This is a genomic window from Methylocapsa aurea, from assembly GCF_000746085.1.
GTDB classification, from domain to species: Bacteria; Pseudomonadota; Alphaproteobacteria; order Rhizobiales; family Beijerinckiaceae; genus Methylocapsa; species Methylocapsa aurea.
Map to the genome: position 1 here is coordinate 289,693 of NZ_KN050804.1, position 15,417 is coordinate 305,109.

13 protein-coding genes and 2 pseudogenes are annotated in these 15,417 nt (G+C 61.5%); 6 read left to right on the forward strand and 9 right to left on the reverse strand.

Annotation, left to right across the window (positions count from 1 at the left end; translation table 11 throughout):
- Nucleotides 1–76: 76 nt before the first annotated feature.
- The 6 genes from DL86_RS16545 to argJ form a co-directional block, all read right to left on the reverse strand.
- Nucleotides 77–958, reverse strand: coding sequence for an EamA family transporter (locus DL86_RS16545; RefSeq protein WP_036263656.1), 882 nt, complete (start codon nucleotides 956–958; stop codon nucleotides 77–79).
- A 122-nt stretch (nucleotides 959–1,080) separates the two neighbouring features.
- Nucleotides 1,081–1,467 (reverse strand): hypothetical protein, encoded by a 387-nt coding sequence (locus DL86_RS16550; protein WP_036263658.1) that lies wholly within the window; start codon nucleotides 1,465–1,467, stop codon nucleotides 1,081–1,083.
- Between the two features lie 31 nt (nucleotides 1,468–1,498).
- On the reverse strand, nucleotides 1,499–2,461 hold the full coding sequence (locus tag DL86_RS16555; RefSeq protein WP_036264037.1) for a cell division protein FtsX: 963 nt from the start codon (nucleotides 2,459–2,461) through the stop codon (nucleotides 1,499–1,501).
- A gap of 33 nt (nucleotides 2,462–2,494) precedes the next feature.
- The gene (gene ftsE / locus DL86_RS16560) at nucleotides 2,495–3,157 is read right to left on the reverse strand and encodes a cell division ATP-binding protein FtsE (protein WP_036264040.1); all 663 of its coding nucleotides are present in this window, start codon (nucleotides 3,155–3,157) and stop codon (nucleotides 2,495–2,497) included.
- Nucleotides 3,158–3,223: 66 nt separating this feature from the next.
- Entirely contained in the window at nucleotides 3,224–3,628 is a 405-nt protein-coding gene (locus DL86_RS16565; RefSeq protein WP_036263661.1) for a (deoxy)nucleoside triphosphate pyrophosphohydrolase, read from the reverse strand.
- A gap of 16 nt (nucleotides 3,629–3,644) precedes the next feature.
- The gene (argJ, locus tag DL86_RS16570) at nucleotides 3,645–4,886 is read right to left on the reverse strand and encodes a bifunctional glutamate N-acetyltransferase/amino-acid acetyltransferase ArgJ (protein ID WP_036263663.1); all 1,242 of its coding nucleotides are present in this window, start codon (nucleotides 4,884–4,886) and stop codon (nucleotides 3,645–3,647) included.
- Nucleotides 4,887–5,233: 347 nt separating this feature from the next.
- Between argJ and DL86_RS16575 the strand changes: the two genes are divergently transcribed.
- Nucleotides 5,234–6,034, forward strand: coding sequence for a lytic murein transglycosylase (locus DL86_RS16575; RefSeq protein WP_036263666.1), 801 nt, complete (start codon nucleotides 5,234–5,236; stop codon nucleotides 6,032–6,034).
- Between the two features lie 524 nt (nucleotides 6,035–6,558).
- Nucleotides 6,559–7,440, forward strand: coding sequence for a hypothetical protein (locus DL86_RS16585; protein ID WP_156964716.1), 882 nt, complete (start codon nucleotides 6,559–6,561; stop codon nucleotides 7,438–7,440).
- 27 nt (nucleotides 7,441–7,467) lie between these two features.
- Here DL86_RS16585 and DL86_RS16590 read toward each other — a convergent pair whose 3' ends face one another.
- Both DL86_RS16590 and DL86_RS16595 read right to left on the reverse strand, forming a co-directional pair.
- Nucleotides 7,468–7,944, reverse strand: coding sequence for a hypothetical protein (locus DL86_RS16590; protein WP_202899224.1), 477 nt, complete (start codon nucleotides 7,942–7,944; stop codon nucleotides 7,468–7,470).
- A 425-nt stretch (nucleotides 7,945–8,369) separates the two neighbouring features.
- A complete protein-coding gene (locus DL86_RS16595; RefSeq protein ID WP_036263673.1) occupies nucleotides 8,370–9,245 on the reverse strand; it encodes a peptidylprolyl isomerase in 876 nt (291 codons plus the stop codon).
- A gap of 496 nt (nucleotides 9,246–9,741) precedes the next feature.
- On the opposite strand from DL86_RS16595, the pseudogene secA reads away from it, so the two are divergent.
- The 4 genes and pseudogenes from secA to DL86_RS16615 form a co-directional block, all read left to right on the forward strand.
- Nucleotides 9,742–12,283: pseudogene (gene secA, locus DL86_RS16605) on the forward strand (preprotein translocase subunit SecA); the annotation flags it as partial.
- A gap of 203 nt (nucleotides 12,284–12,486) precedes the next feature.
- Nucleotides 12,487–12,570: pseudogene (locus tag DL86_RS20890) on the forward strand (SEC-C metal-binding domain-containing protein); the annotation flags it as partial.
- Between the two features lie 361 nt (nucleotides 12,571–12,931).
- On the forward strand, nucleotides 12,932–13,540 hold the full coding sequence (locus DL86_RS16610) for a Spy/CpxP family protein refolding chaperone (RefSeq protein ID WP_245276409.1): 609 nt from the start codon (nucleotides 12,932–12,934) through the stop codon (nucleotides 13,538–13,540).
- A 239-nt stretch (nucleotides 13,541–13,779) separates the two neighbouring features.
- The gene (locus DL86_RS16615; protein WP_036263684.1) at nucleotides 13,780–14,070 is read left to right on the forward strand and encodes a hypothetical protein; all 291 of its coding nucleotides are present in this window, start codon (nucleotides 13,780–13,782) and stop codon (nucleotides 14,068–14,070) included.
- Between the two features lie 297 nt (nucleotides 14,071–14,367).
- Here the strand turns inward: DL86_RS16615 and DL86_RS16620 are convergent, their stop codons facing one another.
- Entirely contained in the window at nucleotides 14,368–15,408 is a 1,041-nt protein-coding gene (locus DL86_RS16620) for a lysylphosphatidylglycerol synthase domain-containing protein (protein ID WP_036264045.1), read from the reverse strand.
- Nucleotides 15,409–15,417 lie beyond the last annotated feature (9 nt).

Consider the following 15,417-nt stretch of genomic DNA (forward strand, 5'->3'; position numbering starts at 1 on the left):
TTTTTCCAATAGAGCGGGCATGAGCCGACGTGACCTCGCAAAGCTCAGCTTGAACGGAAGATATAGCCAGATCGCCTCATCCGATCAGGCGGAAGCGGTAGGCTAACAGCCTCTGCCCGAAAACATTGAAGCTCAACCCCGCCATGATCAAAAGCGCGCCGACGAACTCAAGCGGCCTCAGCGGTTCGGAGAAAAACAGCCAGCCGGAGATCATGCCGACAACGGGAATCAGCAATGCGAAAGGCGCAACCTGGCTCGCCGGATAATGCGCCAGGAGGCGGCTCCACAGGCCAAAGCCCAGGATCGTCGCGCCATAGGCAAGACCCGCCACGCACAGCGCGAGAACCCAGCTGGGATGAGAAAGCGCTTGGACCGCTCGCAGCCCATCAAAGTAAATCGAGAGCGCCAGCAACGGCAGTGGCGCGGCGAGGCTCGACCAGATGGTGAAAGCGAACATGTCTATTCGACCCGCCAGCTTGCCCACGATATTGCCGCCGCCCCAGCACAGCGCGGCGGCCGTCACCATGAGAAATGGCCAGAGGCTCGCTCCGCCAAGGCGCGTCGAACCGATGACGACAATGCCTAAGAGGGCGAGACTTGCCGCAGTCACTTGCACCGCGCTTGGCCGTTCGCCCAGGGCGATCCATGCAAGAAGGATCGTAATGAAAGCCTGTAGCTGGATCACCAGAGACGCCAGTCCGATTGGCATCCCATGCCCAATCGCCAGAAAGAGCAGGCCGAACTGTCCGACCCCGATCAGCAACCCATAAAGCGCGACGAGCCAGGCCTTCGCTTTTGGAGGCGGCACGAAAAAGACCGCAGGGACAGCGGCAAAAGCAAAACGCAGCGCCGTCAGCAGCATCGGAGGCGCCTCGCGGACGCCGATCTTGATGGCGATAAACGCGAGGCCCAGCGCCAGAGCTGCGACAAGGGCCGACAGGGCGTCTCGAGGACTCACGGCGCCGTCTTCCTTCCGTCAAATTCGCCGGTTGATCTATTCGCCAAGGCGACGCGCTACGTAAGGAGACCGCACGCGCATTCTCAAGCCAGAACGACAACGGAAACGGGTGCGTTTTAGCATCACTCCAGCCGGTCGCAGAACAAAGCGCGGTGCGACAATCCAAGTTCTTTCGGCAGACCGAACATATAAACCAGTCCGATCGCGAGATCGCCCAACCCCAAAGGCGCCGCGATCAAGCCGATGTCTCCGAACAGGCCCGCCGGAATCAGCAGGATCGCGGCGACATACCGCAGAAGCGACTCCCAATAGACAATTGAGGCGCGGCGGCGCAAATCGCGGGATGAGAGGATCAGCGCCGCGCTGGTAAAAGCGAGAAAGCCGCCGACCAGCCACCCCCACAAGGGCGCCGGAACATTGAGGCCCAAAGCCCGATAGATCGGCGGAAAAGCAAGAGCGAGCGCCAACCCGCCATTATAGGCGCCCGTCCAAAACACAAAGTTTTTCATAGCGAAAACGTCCTTCGGAGACGGGCGCGCCTCAATTCAAATCCCGCAAATGCCGGAACACGATGACGCGGGAGACGAAGGCGGTCACCAGCGCGATGCCAGCGGCGATGAGGAGGATCGCGGCATAGACGTTGAGGCCGAGCGAGAAATCGCCGAACATCACCTCCACCTGATCGCCGCCAGGGGTCGCCCGCCACCAGGAGGACAGCGCAGCGGCGGCGATGAAGGCGGCAAGCGCCAATCCGCCGCCGATCGCGCCGCCACGCAGCCCAAGCCGGAAAAAATGACGCTGGAACTGGCGCGAGATAAAATCGTCGGCGGCGCCGACGAAATGCAGGATTTCGATGATCTCTCGATTGCCCGCCATTGCGCCGCGCGTGGCGAAGGCCACCGCCAGGATCATCGCCGTCAAGACCAGGGCGAAGATCACCGCGGCGATGAGGACGACGGTCCGCGCCATGATCGCGAGGCGCTCCAGCCAGAGCCTGTGATCGTCGATGCTGGAGCCCGGAATCGATTCGGCGAGCGTCCGGCGCAAAGCCCCCACATCCAGGCGCTCGGCGGGGTCAAGCGCAATAACGATAAGACGCGGGACCGGCAATTCGGACAAATCGAGACCGGCGCCGAGCCAGGGCTGCAACAGCGCCTCGGACTGACTTTTCGTGTAAGGGCGCACGGAAGCGACGCCTCGCATCTTTTGGGCGATCGCCACCGCCTTGCCCGCATCCGCCTCGATATCGCGGCCGACGGTCGGCCGGATCTGGATCGTCATTTCGCGCGCGACCTGATCCTGCCAGCCATGCGAAGCCTCGGCGATGAGGATGGCCGCGCCCGCGGTGATCGAGGCCAGAAACGTCATGATGGCGATCACCGTGACCAGCGCCCGTCCGGCGATGGAGGAGGCCGGCACCAAGGCCATGTCCGGCCTGATGTCGCGCCGCGCCTCCAAGCGCCGCTCGCTCCGCTCCCGCCACGCGCCTGTGAAAATGCTCATCAATCGCCTCATGGCGCGGGTCGCGAATTAAGGTCAGTCAAAAATATGCAGCCGTCCGTCGCCGAGCACCAATCGGCGGGCGCCGTCGAACTGATCCATCAGCCCGAGATCATGGGTCGCGATGACGACGGATGTCCCCGATTTGTGCAATTCGGTAAACAGCCTGAGCAGCCGGCGCGCCAGGCTCGGATCGACATTGCCGGTCGGCTCGTCGGCGAGCAGGAGCTCCGGCCGCACGATCAAGGCGCGCGCGATCACGGCGCGCTGCTTCTCGCCGCCAGAGAGCACCGGCGGCAGGATATGCATGCGCTCGCCGAGCCCAACCCAGCCCAAAAGCTCGGTTACTTCAGCGCGATAGCTTGCCTCCTCCTTGCCGCGCACGCGCAGCGGGAGGGCGACGTTCTCATAGGTCGTCAGATGGTCGAGCAGACGAAAATCCTGAAACACCACGCCGATCCGGCGGCGAAGATCGGTGATCGTCGCCTTGTCGAGAGACAGAGCGTCGCGGCCAAACAGGCTGATCAAGCCGCGCGTCGGCCGCAGCGACAGCAATATCAGCCGCAGCAGCGTGGTTTTTCCGGCGCCCGAGGGACCGGTCAGGAATTGAAACGACTGAGGCTCGATGGCGAAGGTGATGTCCTTCAGGATCTCCGCCCCCATCCCATACCGCAAGCCGACATTCTCAAAACGGACCAAGCGAAAGCCCTCGCGCGCAACGACAGCCGGCATTTATAGACCGGTCCGGCGGCGGAAAACAGGCGATCATCCGCCCAGAAGGTCGATGAGGGCTGGAATCAGCGGCGCGTCGGCCGGCGGCATCGGATAGGCGCGCAGCTCTCTCGGGCGAACCCATTTCAGCGCCTGGTGCTCCCGGGCTGTGACGAAACCCGTCCAGCGCCGGCAGATATAGAGGGGCATCAGCAGATGGAAGTCGGGATAGGGAAAGCTCGCGAAAGTGAGCGGGGCGAGGCAGGCCTCTTCAACCGCAATCCCAAGCTCCTCCTCCAATTCGCGGATGAGGGCGCGCTCCGGCCGTTCGCCGGGATCGACCTTGCCGCCGGGAAACTCCCACAACCCGCCGAGTTGCTTGCCTTCGGGCCGCTTCGCGATCAAAACCCGCCCATCGACATCAACCAGCGCGACGGCGACGACGAGCAGCAGCTTCATCGCGATGGCTCACGGGTCATGAGCGATAATCGCCGTTGATCGCCACATATTCCTTGGTGAGATCGCAGGTCCAGACCGTGGCGGCGCCTTTGCCCAGGCCCAGATCCACATAAATGTCGATTTCTTGCTCCTGCATGATCTGCGAGACGTGTTTCTCGTCATAGGCGGGATCGCGCAGGCCTTTGTGGGCGACGCGAACATCGCCGAACCAGATTGCAAGCTTGTCGCGCTCGGCCTTTTCGCCGGCCTTGCCGACCGCCATGACGATGCGGCCCCAATTGGCGTCCTCCCCGGCGATCGCAGTCTTGACCAGAGGCGAATTGGCGATCGACAAAGCGATTTTCTTGGCGGCCCCCGGCGAGGCCGCCCCCGCCACCGTGATCTGCACGAATTTGCGGGCCCCTTCGCCGTCTTTCACGACCTGATGCGCGAGATCGAGCAGAAGGCCATCGAGCGCGGCGCGGAAGGGTCCGAGGCGCCGGTCATTGGCGGCTTCGATCCGAGGCGCGCCGCGCGCCTCTGCCGCGCCTGTCGCAAACAACATCAATGTATCGGAAGTCGAAGTGTCGCTGTCGATGGTGATTGCGTTGAAGGAGCCTTGGACGCCCTTCGCCAGCATGGATTGCAAGGCGGCGGCGGCGATCGGCGCATCGGTGAAGACGAAGGCGAGCATGGTCGCCATGTCGGGCGCGATCATGCCGGCGCCTTTGGCCATGCCGGCCAGCGTCACCTCGACGCCGCCGAGGGTCGTCTTGACGGTCGCGACCTTCGGATAGGTGTCGGTCGTCATGATCGCCTTGGCGGCTTCCAAGAGACCGCCAGGCGCCGCCTTTTTGGCGAGGCGCTCCAGAATGCCGTCGAATTTCGCGGCGTCGAGCGGCTCGCCGATGACGCCGGTCGAGGCGAGGAAGATTTCGGCCGCCGGCGCCCCCGTGGCCTTGGCGGCGAGCGTCGCGGTGAATTTGGCCGCCTGCGCCCCAGTCTTGCCGGTAAAGGCGTTGGCGTTGCCGGAATTGACGATCAAAGCGCGGGCCTTCCCCGCTGCCAGCCGGGCGCGGCACCAATCGACGGGCGCCGAGGGGCATTTGGATTTGGTGAACACGCCCGCGACTTGCGTTCCCTTATCGAACAGGGCCAGCATGACGTCCGTGCGGTTCTTATAGCGGATTCCAGCCGCGCCGACAGCAAAGCGCACGCCCTCGATGCCGGGCAGATCGGGGAACGATGTGGGCGCTAGCGGGGAAATTGCGGCGGCCATGCAATGCGCATCCTTGGGGTTTGAGTCGCGCGGGTTTTGCGCTTGCTTTGCAGGAAGGGGGCGGGCCGCGTCAAGCTGGAGGGACGGTTATGGGGAATCTTTCATCCAAGTTGCGCCAAGAGTCGCCGTTACGCTGGGCTAAGGCGGATGACCGGCTGCGACCCTATGATCCGATGAACCGTCTCCACATCCCACGCCCTTGTGGTTGTCCAGCCGGGCGGCGCTGCTGGACTTTGACGTGAAGAGCACGGATCCTGAATGGCGCGAGAATCGGTGATCACGCCTCAGCTTGGCTGGAAATGCGAACCAGCTTTTCGTCTGAGGCAAAGATGTAAGGGGAGTTATTAATGACTAAGGGCCGGCAGCTTAAGACAGTCATCGTCGCAGCGTTGGTGGCGCTTGTATGGATGGGCGGCAAAGCGGACGCCGCGCAATGCGGCAGCACCGCTGCCGGCTTCGAGGCTTGGAAGAAGCAGTTCGCCGAGGAAGCGAGGGGAAGAGGGGTCAGCGCCAGTGCGGTCTCGGCCCTCCTGGGAACCAACTATTCGACGGCGACCATCTCGGCGGACCGCGGCCAAAAGAGCTTCCATCTATCGCTGGATCAGTTTCTCGCCAAGCGCGGAGGCTCGATTATCGCAGCGCGCGGGCGCAAGCTCAAACAATCCCATGCGGCCCTCTTCGCATCCATCCAGCAAACTTACGGCGTTCCGCCGGGGCCGCTCCTGGCCATTTGGGGAATGGAGACGGGGTTTGGGAGCGTGCACGGGAATCAGAACGCTCTGTCGGCTGTGGCCACGCTCGCCTATGATTGCCGTCGGTCGGCCTATTTCACGGACCAGCTCTACGCAGCCCTGACATTGATCGATCGCGGAATCCTCTCGGCAAGCTCGCCCGGCTCGATGCATGGCGAGATTGGCCAGACGCAGTTCTTGCCCAAGAACATCCTGAACTACGGCACCGGCGGAAATCTCGACAATGCGGCCAATGCGCTGTCCTCGACGGCGAACTTCCTGAAGGCCCATGGCTGGAGCCCGGGCGCGGGATACCAGCCCGGCGAAGCCAATTTCGGAGCTATCCAGGCATGGAACGCCGCTTCGGTCTATCAGCGGGCCATCGCGCTTATTGGCCAACAGATTGACGGAAAATAAGGCGCGCTTTCAAGACGCTGAAGAGGTTGGATCAGAAATCTGGCTCGTTGCGCGTCGAGCGCAACGCGAGACCAGCCGGTTAACGACCCCTCCGGCCGCAATAGGCGATCCGCGGCTTGAACGCAGCCGCGCGGAACGAAAGAGAGCCGCCACAGGACACGTTGCGGCGCTTCCGCCGCTATGGCTTATCACGCCCCAGGCGCGCTTGAGGCAAGGAGTCGCGCGCGGGCTGCAGCATCAGAGTTGGATCAAAACCAGAAGATGCGCTTGGTCTCCAATGCGCCCGGACGGGACATCGGGCGCGCCATCGCCGCCAATTCGAATCGCCGGTCTCCGTTTGGGTTGGCCGAGACTGCCGCGCGGAGCAACTGCCGTCGACGGAGGGCCGTTGCTCGGCGATGAGCTAATTCACTCTTTGGAGTTGCGCTATGCTCACGTTCGACGACGCCGACGGCGGTCCAACAAGCGAGCGGAATATTGCGAATGCGACAATTCTTTAGCAACAACGGAAATTTGAGGCAGACATGACTAAGTTCGCGTTTTGCGACCAATCCGAATCGATCCGCCAATTCGATGCTGCGAATCCGTCTCAGCTGCCATTTGTAGTGCATCAGAGCGCACAGAACGTTTGGGCGCTTGCGCTCACCGCCGACAATGAATTCATGCTGCTCAAAGGTTACCCAGAAATCCGCAAGACCCTGGGCCTGAAGATCGAGACGCCAGTCTACGAGCATCCGACCTGGATCGATAAAGTCAGGGTCCGGACCGTTAACGGCGCGGACCGCATTTACTTCAGCTCCGTCAGGGACGACAACCAGACCGATAAGCCCCGGCCCGTGGATATCTTCTATCTCAAGGCCACTGCCGGCGGCGCCCATTTCCCCGTTCTTTACACCACGATCGATCCCGCTCAACTGACCTTTCCGCACCCATGCAACCCGGCCTGGACCTTCTACAGCTATTCCGGCGATTTTGCCTTTGGAGACAACGATGCCTTGTACCTGTCGAGCGGCCGTTTCATCGGCGGCAAGGTCGGCATCTATAAGATCAGCGGAGCGGGCCCGGATGCCGTGACAGGCGCGGTGGCGCGAATCCATTTGGGCCAAGGTCCAATTACGAATCTCTGTTTCCAAAGTCCGCAGACGTTGTACTTCTCGCGCGGCAACGACATCTGGAAGCTGGATTTGAGCACGATGTCGGAATCGTTCGAGGGCGCGGTCCCGCTGAACAATGCGAATGCATGGGTGACGGACATTGCGAGGGTCACCGACGCAGCGCCCCCACCATGGTGGTGGCCCTACATTAGCATTCTACATAAATGGCTCGCCGCTGCTGCAAAATTCGTGTGGCGCGTTGGAGACGCAATGAGCGTTGGCGGGCGCAGGGCTGACTTGCGCCGCGATTGACGGCGCAAGCGACCAAGGCGTTCGCCGTCACTTCGGCGGGTCGAATGTGCAATTTGCGCCGCCGCCGGCTTTTTGCTTCACCTCGGCGGGATCGATTGTGCAATCAAGATCGGACACCGCCTCGAAGATCGAACCCGCGGCCCCATCCGGCGGCGCCCCCGCCTCGGCGAGCGTCGCGTAGAGTTCGTGCGCTTTCCTACCGTTCGTCGTGACTTTTTTCGCTCCAAACGTTAGATCGCAGCTGTGCTGGGTGATGTCCACATTGCTGGCCCGGCAACTGACAGCGGCGGACGCAACCGTGATTTTCTTGTCGGATGGATAAGGCGCGTCGCTCTTCCCATTCAGGAATTTCCCAAGCACAATCTTGTCGCTCGCCTTCACGTCCGGTGAATATTCGGCGACAAGAGCGGCAAGCGCCAAAGCGCCACTGCCGCTTGCCGATCCTGCGATTGCGGCGTGAGGGGCGAGCAGCAATGGGATTGCAAGAAAAGCGATTGGCTTCATGTGCGGTTCCTCCCTGACGATCATCGCGGCGGCGGCGCGCGATGGGCGAAAAAGGTCTCTGCGGGCCGGGCTTGCCCCGCGTTCCCGATTCCCGTTTCATCGTGCTCCGGTTTGGCCGTATGGGCAATCCCGAACAATGGCCGCAAAATCTGCGTAGGAAATTGCGGCGGGTGGTTAGGCGAATGCATGAAGCTGGAGGCGGTCCGCGGTGTCAGCAAACGGGCGACGAGATGGCCGCGTCCCGATGACGAAACAAAGTCGCCTTGTTTCAGACCCTGGCGTCTGAAACTGGTCCGCCTCGCGCGGCTCGGATGGCTCGCGCCGAGCCGCGCCAGCGAGCAAACCTCGGCCTAGCCCCTATTTTTGAAGAGCGGACGCGGTCAAGGTCAAAAGACCCTTCGACCGCGCCCGATCCTATTGTGCGATTATTTCTTGGCTGGGGCCGGAGCGGCGGGAGTCGCGGGCGCAGCGGCCTCCGGAGCCGGCTCCGTGCGCTCGATCTTGGCGGTCTTGCGGAGTTGCGCCACCATCTCGCTTTGCGCCTTCTGCACCACATAGCGGCTGACCTGATCCTTGACCTCGTCAAGGGGCGGAAAGGTTTTTTGCCGCTTTTCCTCGACCTGGATGATATGCCAGCCGAAGGGGCTCTTGACCGGCTCGGAATACTCGCCGGGCTTGAGCTTGAACGCGGCGTCGCCGAATTCGGGCACCATGCGCTCCTTGGTGAACCAGCCGAGTTCGCCGCCTTCCGAACCTGGGTCCTTCGAGACCTCCTTCGCGACCTTGGCGAAATCCTCGCCGCCCTTCACCCGTTTCAGCGCCGCCTGGGCGTCGGCGTCGGTCGGCACGAGAATATGGCGCGCGCGAATCTCGGTCTCGGGCTTTTGCGCCTTGGCGGCTTCATCATAGGTCGCCTTGACCGCCGCATCGGTGACGGCGCTCTTCGCCACCTGGCTGAGCAGGATCTCCATCAGCAGCTTCTCGCGGAAATAGGCGAGCTTTTTCGCGAAATCCGGACCCTGGTCGAGCTTATCGCTTTGCGCCTTTTGCGCCACCAATGCCCCATCGATCAGGAAATCGAGAATATAGGCCTCGCGCGCCTTGCCTTCGAGCTGCGCCGGGAGGCTCGCGCCCAGATCCTCGGTGGCGATCTTCACGTCCTCGTCGGTGATTTCCTTCCCATTGACCGTGGCGAGAACCTTCGCCGCGGTTGGGGAAGCCGCGAGGATTGCTGGCGCCGCCATGGCCAAGGCGCAGGCCAGACCTGCGGCCAGGGCGCGCGAGGATTGCTTCATGAACATGCGATTCTAGCTCCGGGCTGAAGAGAAAAAGACTGCCGCCGTGGTCCGGCGGGCGAATTCGGGCTTGAATCTCCGCGCGACGGCGGGCGAAAAGATGCATGGAAGGATGGATTTGACAAGGTCAAACCCCAATCTTATCTCTCGGGCCGGTCTCTACGGATTGCTTTTCGGCGCGGCCGCGCCGACTTTCAAAAAAGAATTTCTTGCCGAGGTCCCGCGTTTGGTCATTGGTGTTCCGCTCTCCCGAACCAAACAGAAAACCGCGCGTCGCCATGCTTATGAACTCGCCATGGCTATGAGATTGTCCTGAAATCGCTAAAAGCCCCTTTGCGATCAGCGGCTTCGCAAGATATCGGGCTTGCGCGGGGATTTGGGGCTGGCTTGCGGGGCCACCCGGGGCGGTCGCCGCGTTTGAGCATAAACAAAGAGAAAGGTAAGAGTGATTTCTCGCAACTTGGAAAATCGCTCTGGCCGCGTCCAGAAAGGTCGTTGAATAATGTTGGGCTCCCTCGCGAAGAAAATTTTCGGATCGGCGAATGATCGCCGGCTGAAGGGATACCGGCCCAAGGTCGCGGCGATCAACGCCCTCGAACCTGAACTGCTGAAGCTCACGGATGCCGAGCTCGCCGCCCGAACCGTGCAGTTTCGCGAAGAACTCGCCGCCGGCAAGAAACTTGACGATCTGCTCGTTCCGGCTTTCGCCACGGTGCGCGAGGCGGCGCGGCGCGTCCTCGGGCAGCGCCATTTCGACGTCCAGTTGATCGGCGGCATGGTGCTGCACGAGGGCGGGATTTCGGAGATGCGCACCGGCGAGGGCAAGACGCTCGTCGCGACGCTTGCGACCTATCTCAACGCGCTCGCCGGCAAAGGCGTGCATGTCGTCACCGTCAACGATTATCTCGCCCGCCGCGACGCCGAGTGGATGGGCTCCATCTATCAGTTTCTCGGCCTCACCACCGGGATTATCGTTCACGGCGTCGAGGACGAGGAGCGCCGCCGCTCCTATGCCGCCGACATCACCTATGGAACCAATAACGAGTTCGGGTTCGACTATCTCCGCGACAATATGAAATACGAACTCGGCCAGATGGTCCAGCGCGGCCATAATTACGCGATCGTCGACGAGGTCGATTCCATTCTGGTCGACGAAGCGCGCACGCCCCTGATCATTTCGGGCGCCTCCGACGACAAGTCGGACCTCTACAACGCGATCGACAAAGTGCTCCCAGGCGTTCGCCCCGAAGACTTCGATCTCGATGAGAAGCAGCGCACGGTCAATCTGACCGAGGCGGGCAACGAGCATATGGAGGAATTGCTGCGCGGGGTCGGGATCTTGACCGAAGGTTCGCTTTACGAGGCGGCCAATGTCACGATCGTGCACCACGTAAATCAAGCCCTGCGCGCGCATAAATTGTTCCAGCGCGACAAGGAATATATCGTCCGCAATGGCGAAGTCGTCATCATCGACGAATTCACCGGCCGGATGATGCCGGGCCGGCGCTATTCGGAAGGCTTGCACCAGGCGCTGGAGGCCAAGGAACATGTCCAGGTCCAGCCCGAAAACGTGACCCTCGCCTCGATCACCTTCCAGAATTACTTCCGCCTCTATGGCAAACTCGCCGGCATGACCGGAACGGCGACCACCGAGGCCGATGAGTTCGCCGAGATCTACAAACTGGACGTCGTCGAGATTCCGACCAACAAGCCGGTCCGGCGCATCGATGAGGACGACGAAGTCTATCGCACGGCGGAGGAAAAGCTGCGCGCCATCACGCGCGAGATCGAAGACGCCAACGCGAAGCTTCAACCGATGCTGGTCGGCACGACCTCGATCGAGAAATCCGAACAGCTCGCGGAGGCGATGAAAAAGCAGGGCTATAAGCAGATCGACTTCACCGAGCCGCAAGCCTTGCAGAAACTCTATGCGGCGGCCCGGGCGGACAGGCCCTCGAAGCTCTTCGCGGTCCTGAACGCGCGTTTTCATGAACAGGAAGCCTATATCGTCGCCGAGGCCGGCGTCCCCGGCGCGATCACCATCGCGACCAATATGGCCGGCCGCGGCACCGACATTCAGCTCGGCGGCAATGTCGAAATGCGCGTCGCGCAAGAATGCGCAAATCTCCCGCACGGGCCCGAACGCGACCAGAAGGAAGCTGAAATCCGCGCCGAGGTCGAGCGGTTCAAGGCTCAGGCGATCGCCGCCGGCGGCCTCTACATCATCGGCACCGAGCGGCACGAGAGCCGCCGCATCGACAATCAGCTGCGCGGCCGCTCCGGCCGCCAGGGCGATCCCGGACGCTCGAAATTCTTCCTGTCGCTGAAGGACGATCTGATGCGGATCTTCGGATCCGACCGGATGGAGTCCATGCTGGTCAAGCTCGGCCTCAAGGAGGACGAGGCGATCGTCCATCCGTGGATCAACAAGGCCTTGGAGAAAGCGCAGCAAAAGGTCGAGGCGCGCAATTTCGACATGCGCAAGAATATTCTCAAATATGACAATGTCATGAACGACCAGCGCAAGGTTGTCTTCGAGCAACGCCGCGAGATGATGGCGCAGGACTCACTCGAAGAGATGATCGACGAGATGAGGCATGGGGTCGTCGACGACCTCATCGCCAAACATATTCCGCGCGACGCCTATCCCGAGGCCTGGGACATCGAAGGTTTGCAGCATGCGGTCGAAGGCGCGTTCAATTTCTCTCTCCCGCTCGCCGACTGGGCCAAGGAGGAAGGCATCGACGAAGAAGACATGCATGAAAGGCTAAAAAAGGCCGCCGACGAAGGCTACGCCGCCCGCGTGGCAAAAAACGGCGTCGAGGTCATGCGCTATGTCGAAAAGCAGATCATCCTTCAGGCTCTCGATCACCTTTGGCGCGAGCATCTGCTCACCCTCGATCATCTGCGTCAGGTGGTCGGTTGGCGCGGCATGGCGCAGCGCGATCCGCTGAACGAATATAAATCCGAAGCCTTCGAGCTTTTCGACGAGTTGATCTCCCGGCTGCGCGAGGTCACGACATCGCAGTTGAGCCGCGTCGAGGTCGCCTTCGAGCCGCCGCCGAGCCAGATCCAGCCCTCCGAGGTTGCGGCGTTCGATCACGACGGCGGCGCGGCCGGCGCGGCGTTCGCCGCTCTAAGCAGCGCAAAGGCGGCTCCGCAACTCATCGAGGGCCGCGGTCCGGAGCAGATTTTCGACGCGGGCGCCGCCGATGCGCTCCTGCGCGAGACCGCCGGCGCCCCGTCGCCCCATGGCAAGGTCGGGCGCAATCAGCCTTGTCCCTGTGGATCAGGCAAAAAATTCAAACATTGCCACGGCGCGATCGTCTGACCGACGCCTTTGCTATTGCCGCGCAAGTTTGACGTGGATCAACGCGCGCCATTCCCGGCAAGCATAGGCTGACTGGTGGACGCAGCGATGGCGATGAAGCCGGGGCGGATAAGGCCGGCGCGAAATTTCTTCCCTAAATGAGGATGGGCCAGCTGTGGCCCGCCTTCGGCGTGGCGGATCGCCTCGAGCACGCCAAAACATGAGGGCCGCAAGGATCCGCGGAGCGCTCTCGAAAAGCTCGTCTCTCATCGGTCATGAAAATCGGATATCGAATCGCCCGCTCGACCGCCTCGTCCGAAGCTGACGTCCCGCTGCGCGCAAAAGTCGCCATGCTTAAGAAATTCAACGGAGGAACGCACCCATGAAAGCTCGCATTTCACGTCCTTTGCCCATTCTTTCCATTGCTGCGGCTTTGTTGCTCGGAACAGCCGCGGCGTCGGCTCAGACCGCTGCGCCGCCTGCTCCGCCCGCCCATGAGCACGGCGGCATGGGTCATGACGAACACGCCTGCATGGGCGGCGGCATGGAAAACATGAAGTCGATGATGCACGATATGATGACCAAGATGGTCGCGCATACCGACGAGCGCATCACGTCTCTCAAGACCGATCTGAAAATCAGCGATGCGCAGCAAGCGCAGTGGAATAGCTTCGCCGACGCCCTCCGCTCAGCTGGAAAGTCGATGGAAGGCATGCAGCGCCACATGACGAAGTCCGAGGCCTCCAAGCCCGTCGTCGCCGGCGACACCGCCTACCCCGATGCAGGTGCAATCAAGAAGACCGGCCCTGCCCTGGCCAGCACCTCCGAGAGCCTTCCGGCCCGGCTCGAAAAGCATGAAAAAATGCTCGCCGAACATCTTGCCACCTTGCAGGCGATTAAAGCGGCGCTCGATCCGCTCTACGCTTCGTTCAACGACGAACAGAAGAAGATCGCGGATGGCCTGATGGTTGGTCCGATGGGCGTGATGTGATCGCGCTAATCGGATAGGATCATTCCCCGAACGATCGGAGCTGGAACGATAGGGCGTGACGCCTCCACCCGGAAGCGATCGCGCTTTATCTCGTTTGCTTTATCTCTCGTTTTACGCATGATCTCTGCGCTTTTTGGGGTCATGCGTGAGCGTGCGTGGTCGCACAGCGGCCCCAGAAGCCCCCCGCTAATCTCCAAACATCGCCGGAACGAACCAACGGCGACCTAAGGAGAGAAGCAATGATCAATTTCCGCAAGTCCCTCACTGCTGGCCTCGCCGTCGCCGCCCTCGGCCTCGCCGTCGCCACGACCTCCACTCCCGCCGTCGCCGGAGGCTTCCATCATCACGGTTGGGGATGGGGATGGGGCGCTGCAGGCATCGCGACCGGCCTCGCAATTGGCGCCGCCGCCGCATCCGCTCCCTATTATGGCTATGGTTACGGCTATCCGGGCTGCGCCTTCGTCAGTCAGCCGGTTGTCGACTATTATGGCAATATCATCCGCTATCAACGCGTCCGCGTCTGCAACTGAGCGCGGCCTCGCCGCAATCGACGTTGCCGCCGGGGCCCTCTCCCTCCGGCAGCGCCAAGTTGAAGGCCTCGAGCATGTTCTCAAAAAAGCTGATCGCCCTTTTCGATCTTTAGACATCGGATATGTCCGATGTCTCATAAGAACATGCTCCCCCCGGAATCTGAGCGATTCCTTTTCAATCAGATGATTCCATCCGATCGGGAAACGCTTTAGGAGCCTGGTTCCGGAGGCCTTCGACTTATTGCGGAAACCTTTCGGCCCGGCCCGCGAAGGACGGAAGCCATCGAATCGCGATATTCAGCGAAAGCCGGCCCGCTCGCGATCAGCCTGGTCCTGCTGCTTGATCTCCGGGCCTGGCGCCGGATGCACTTCATGGTGAAGCACTTCCTCGAGTTTGCTGCGTTCAAAGAGAATGACGACGACCGCCGAAATGAGCAGCGGGATCCAAAGGTATAACAGCCTGAAGACCAGCAGCGCCGCCAGCACCTCGACCTTAGGGGTCGCCGGCATGGCGTTGATGAACAAGAGCTCGAAAACGCCAAGCCCACCCGGCGCATTGGATGCCAGCGCGGCGGAAAAAGACGCGAGAAAAACGCCGAGCACGACGAAATAGCCTGGGTTGCCCACCTCCGGCAAAGCGAAATAGATGATGCCCGCCGCGCCGAGAAGTTCGAGCGGCGCGGCGATAAATTGCCTGACGGCAATCGCCGGGCTTGGATATTCCAGCCGAAACCCTTTAATAATGAGAGGGTTGAACCTGAACACCGAGCCGATCACATAGATCGCGACCAAGCCCAGCAGCACGACGCCGATGGCCCGAGCCGCCGCTGGATCGGCCAAGAACTTCAAATATTGCGGCAAGAACCCGCCAAACCGCTGCAATTGTTCGGGCTCGAGCACGGAAATGAGGCCGCCGAGCAGCATGGTGCCGAGGCCGAAGGTTAGCGAGCAGACCGCGACTAGAACCGCAACCTGAGCCGCCGTCAGTCCTTTCGAGCTATAGGCGCGGTATCTGACCATCCCGCCCGAAAAAACGGTCGCGCCAATATTATGCGCGATTGCGTAGGTCGTGAAGGAGCATAGCGAGATGAAAACCCAGGAGATATGCCGGACGCCGAGATGGAGAAGAGCGATTCTGTCGTACCAGGCCAGCGCTGCGTAGGCCACGAGGGTGGAGAGGATCGCCAGCAGATAACGCATCGGCGAAATCGATTTGAGGTGCTCCCAGACCTCTGGCCCAACGGAGGCGCCGCGGAATTCCCGGTAAAGGAGCCAGAGCGAAACAGCGACGGCGATCAGACCAACCAACGGCCAGAAAAAATCAAAGATGCGCTTCATGACGCTCCG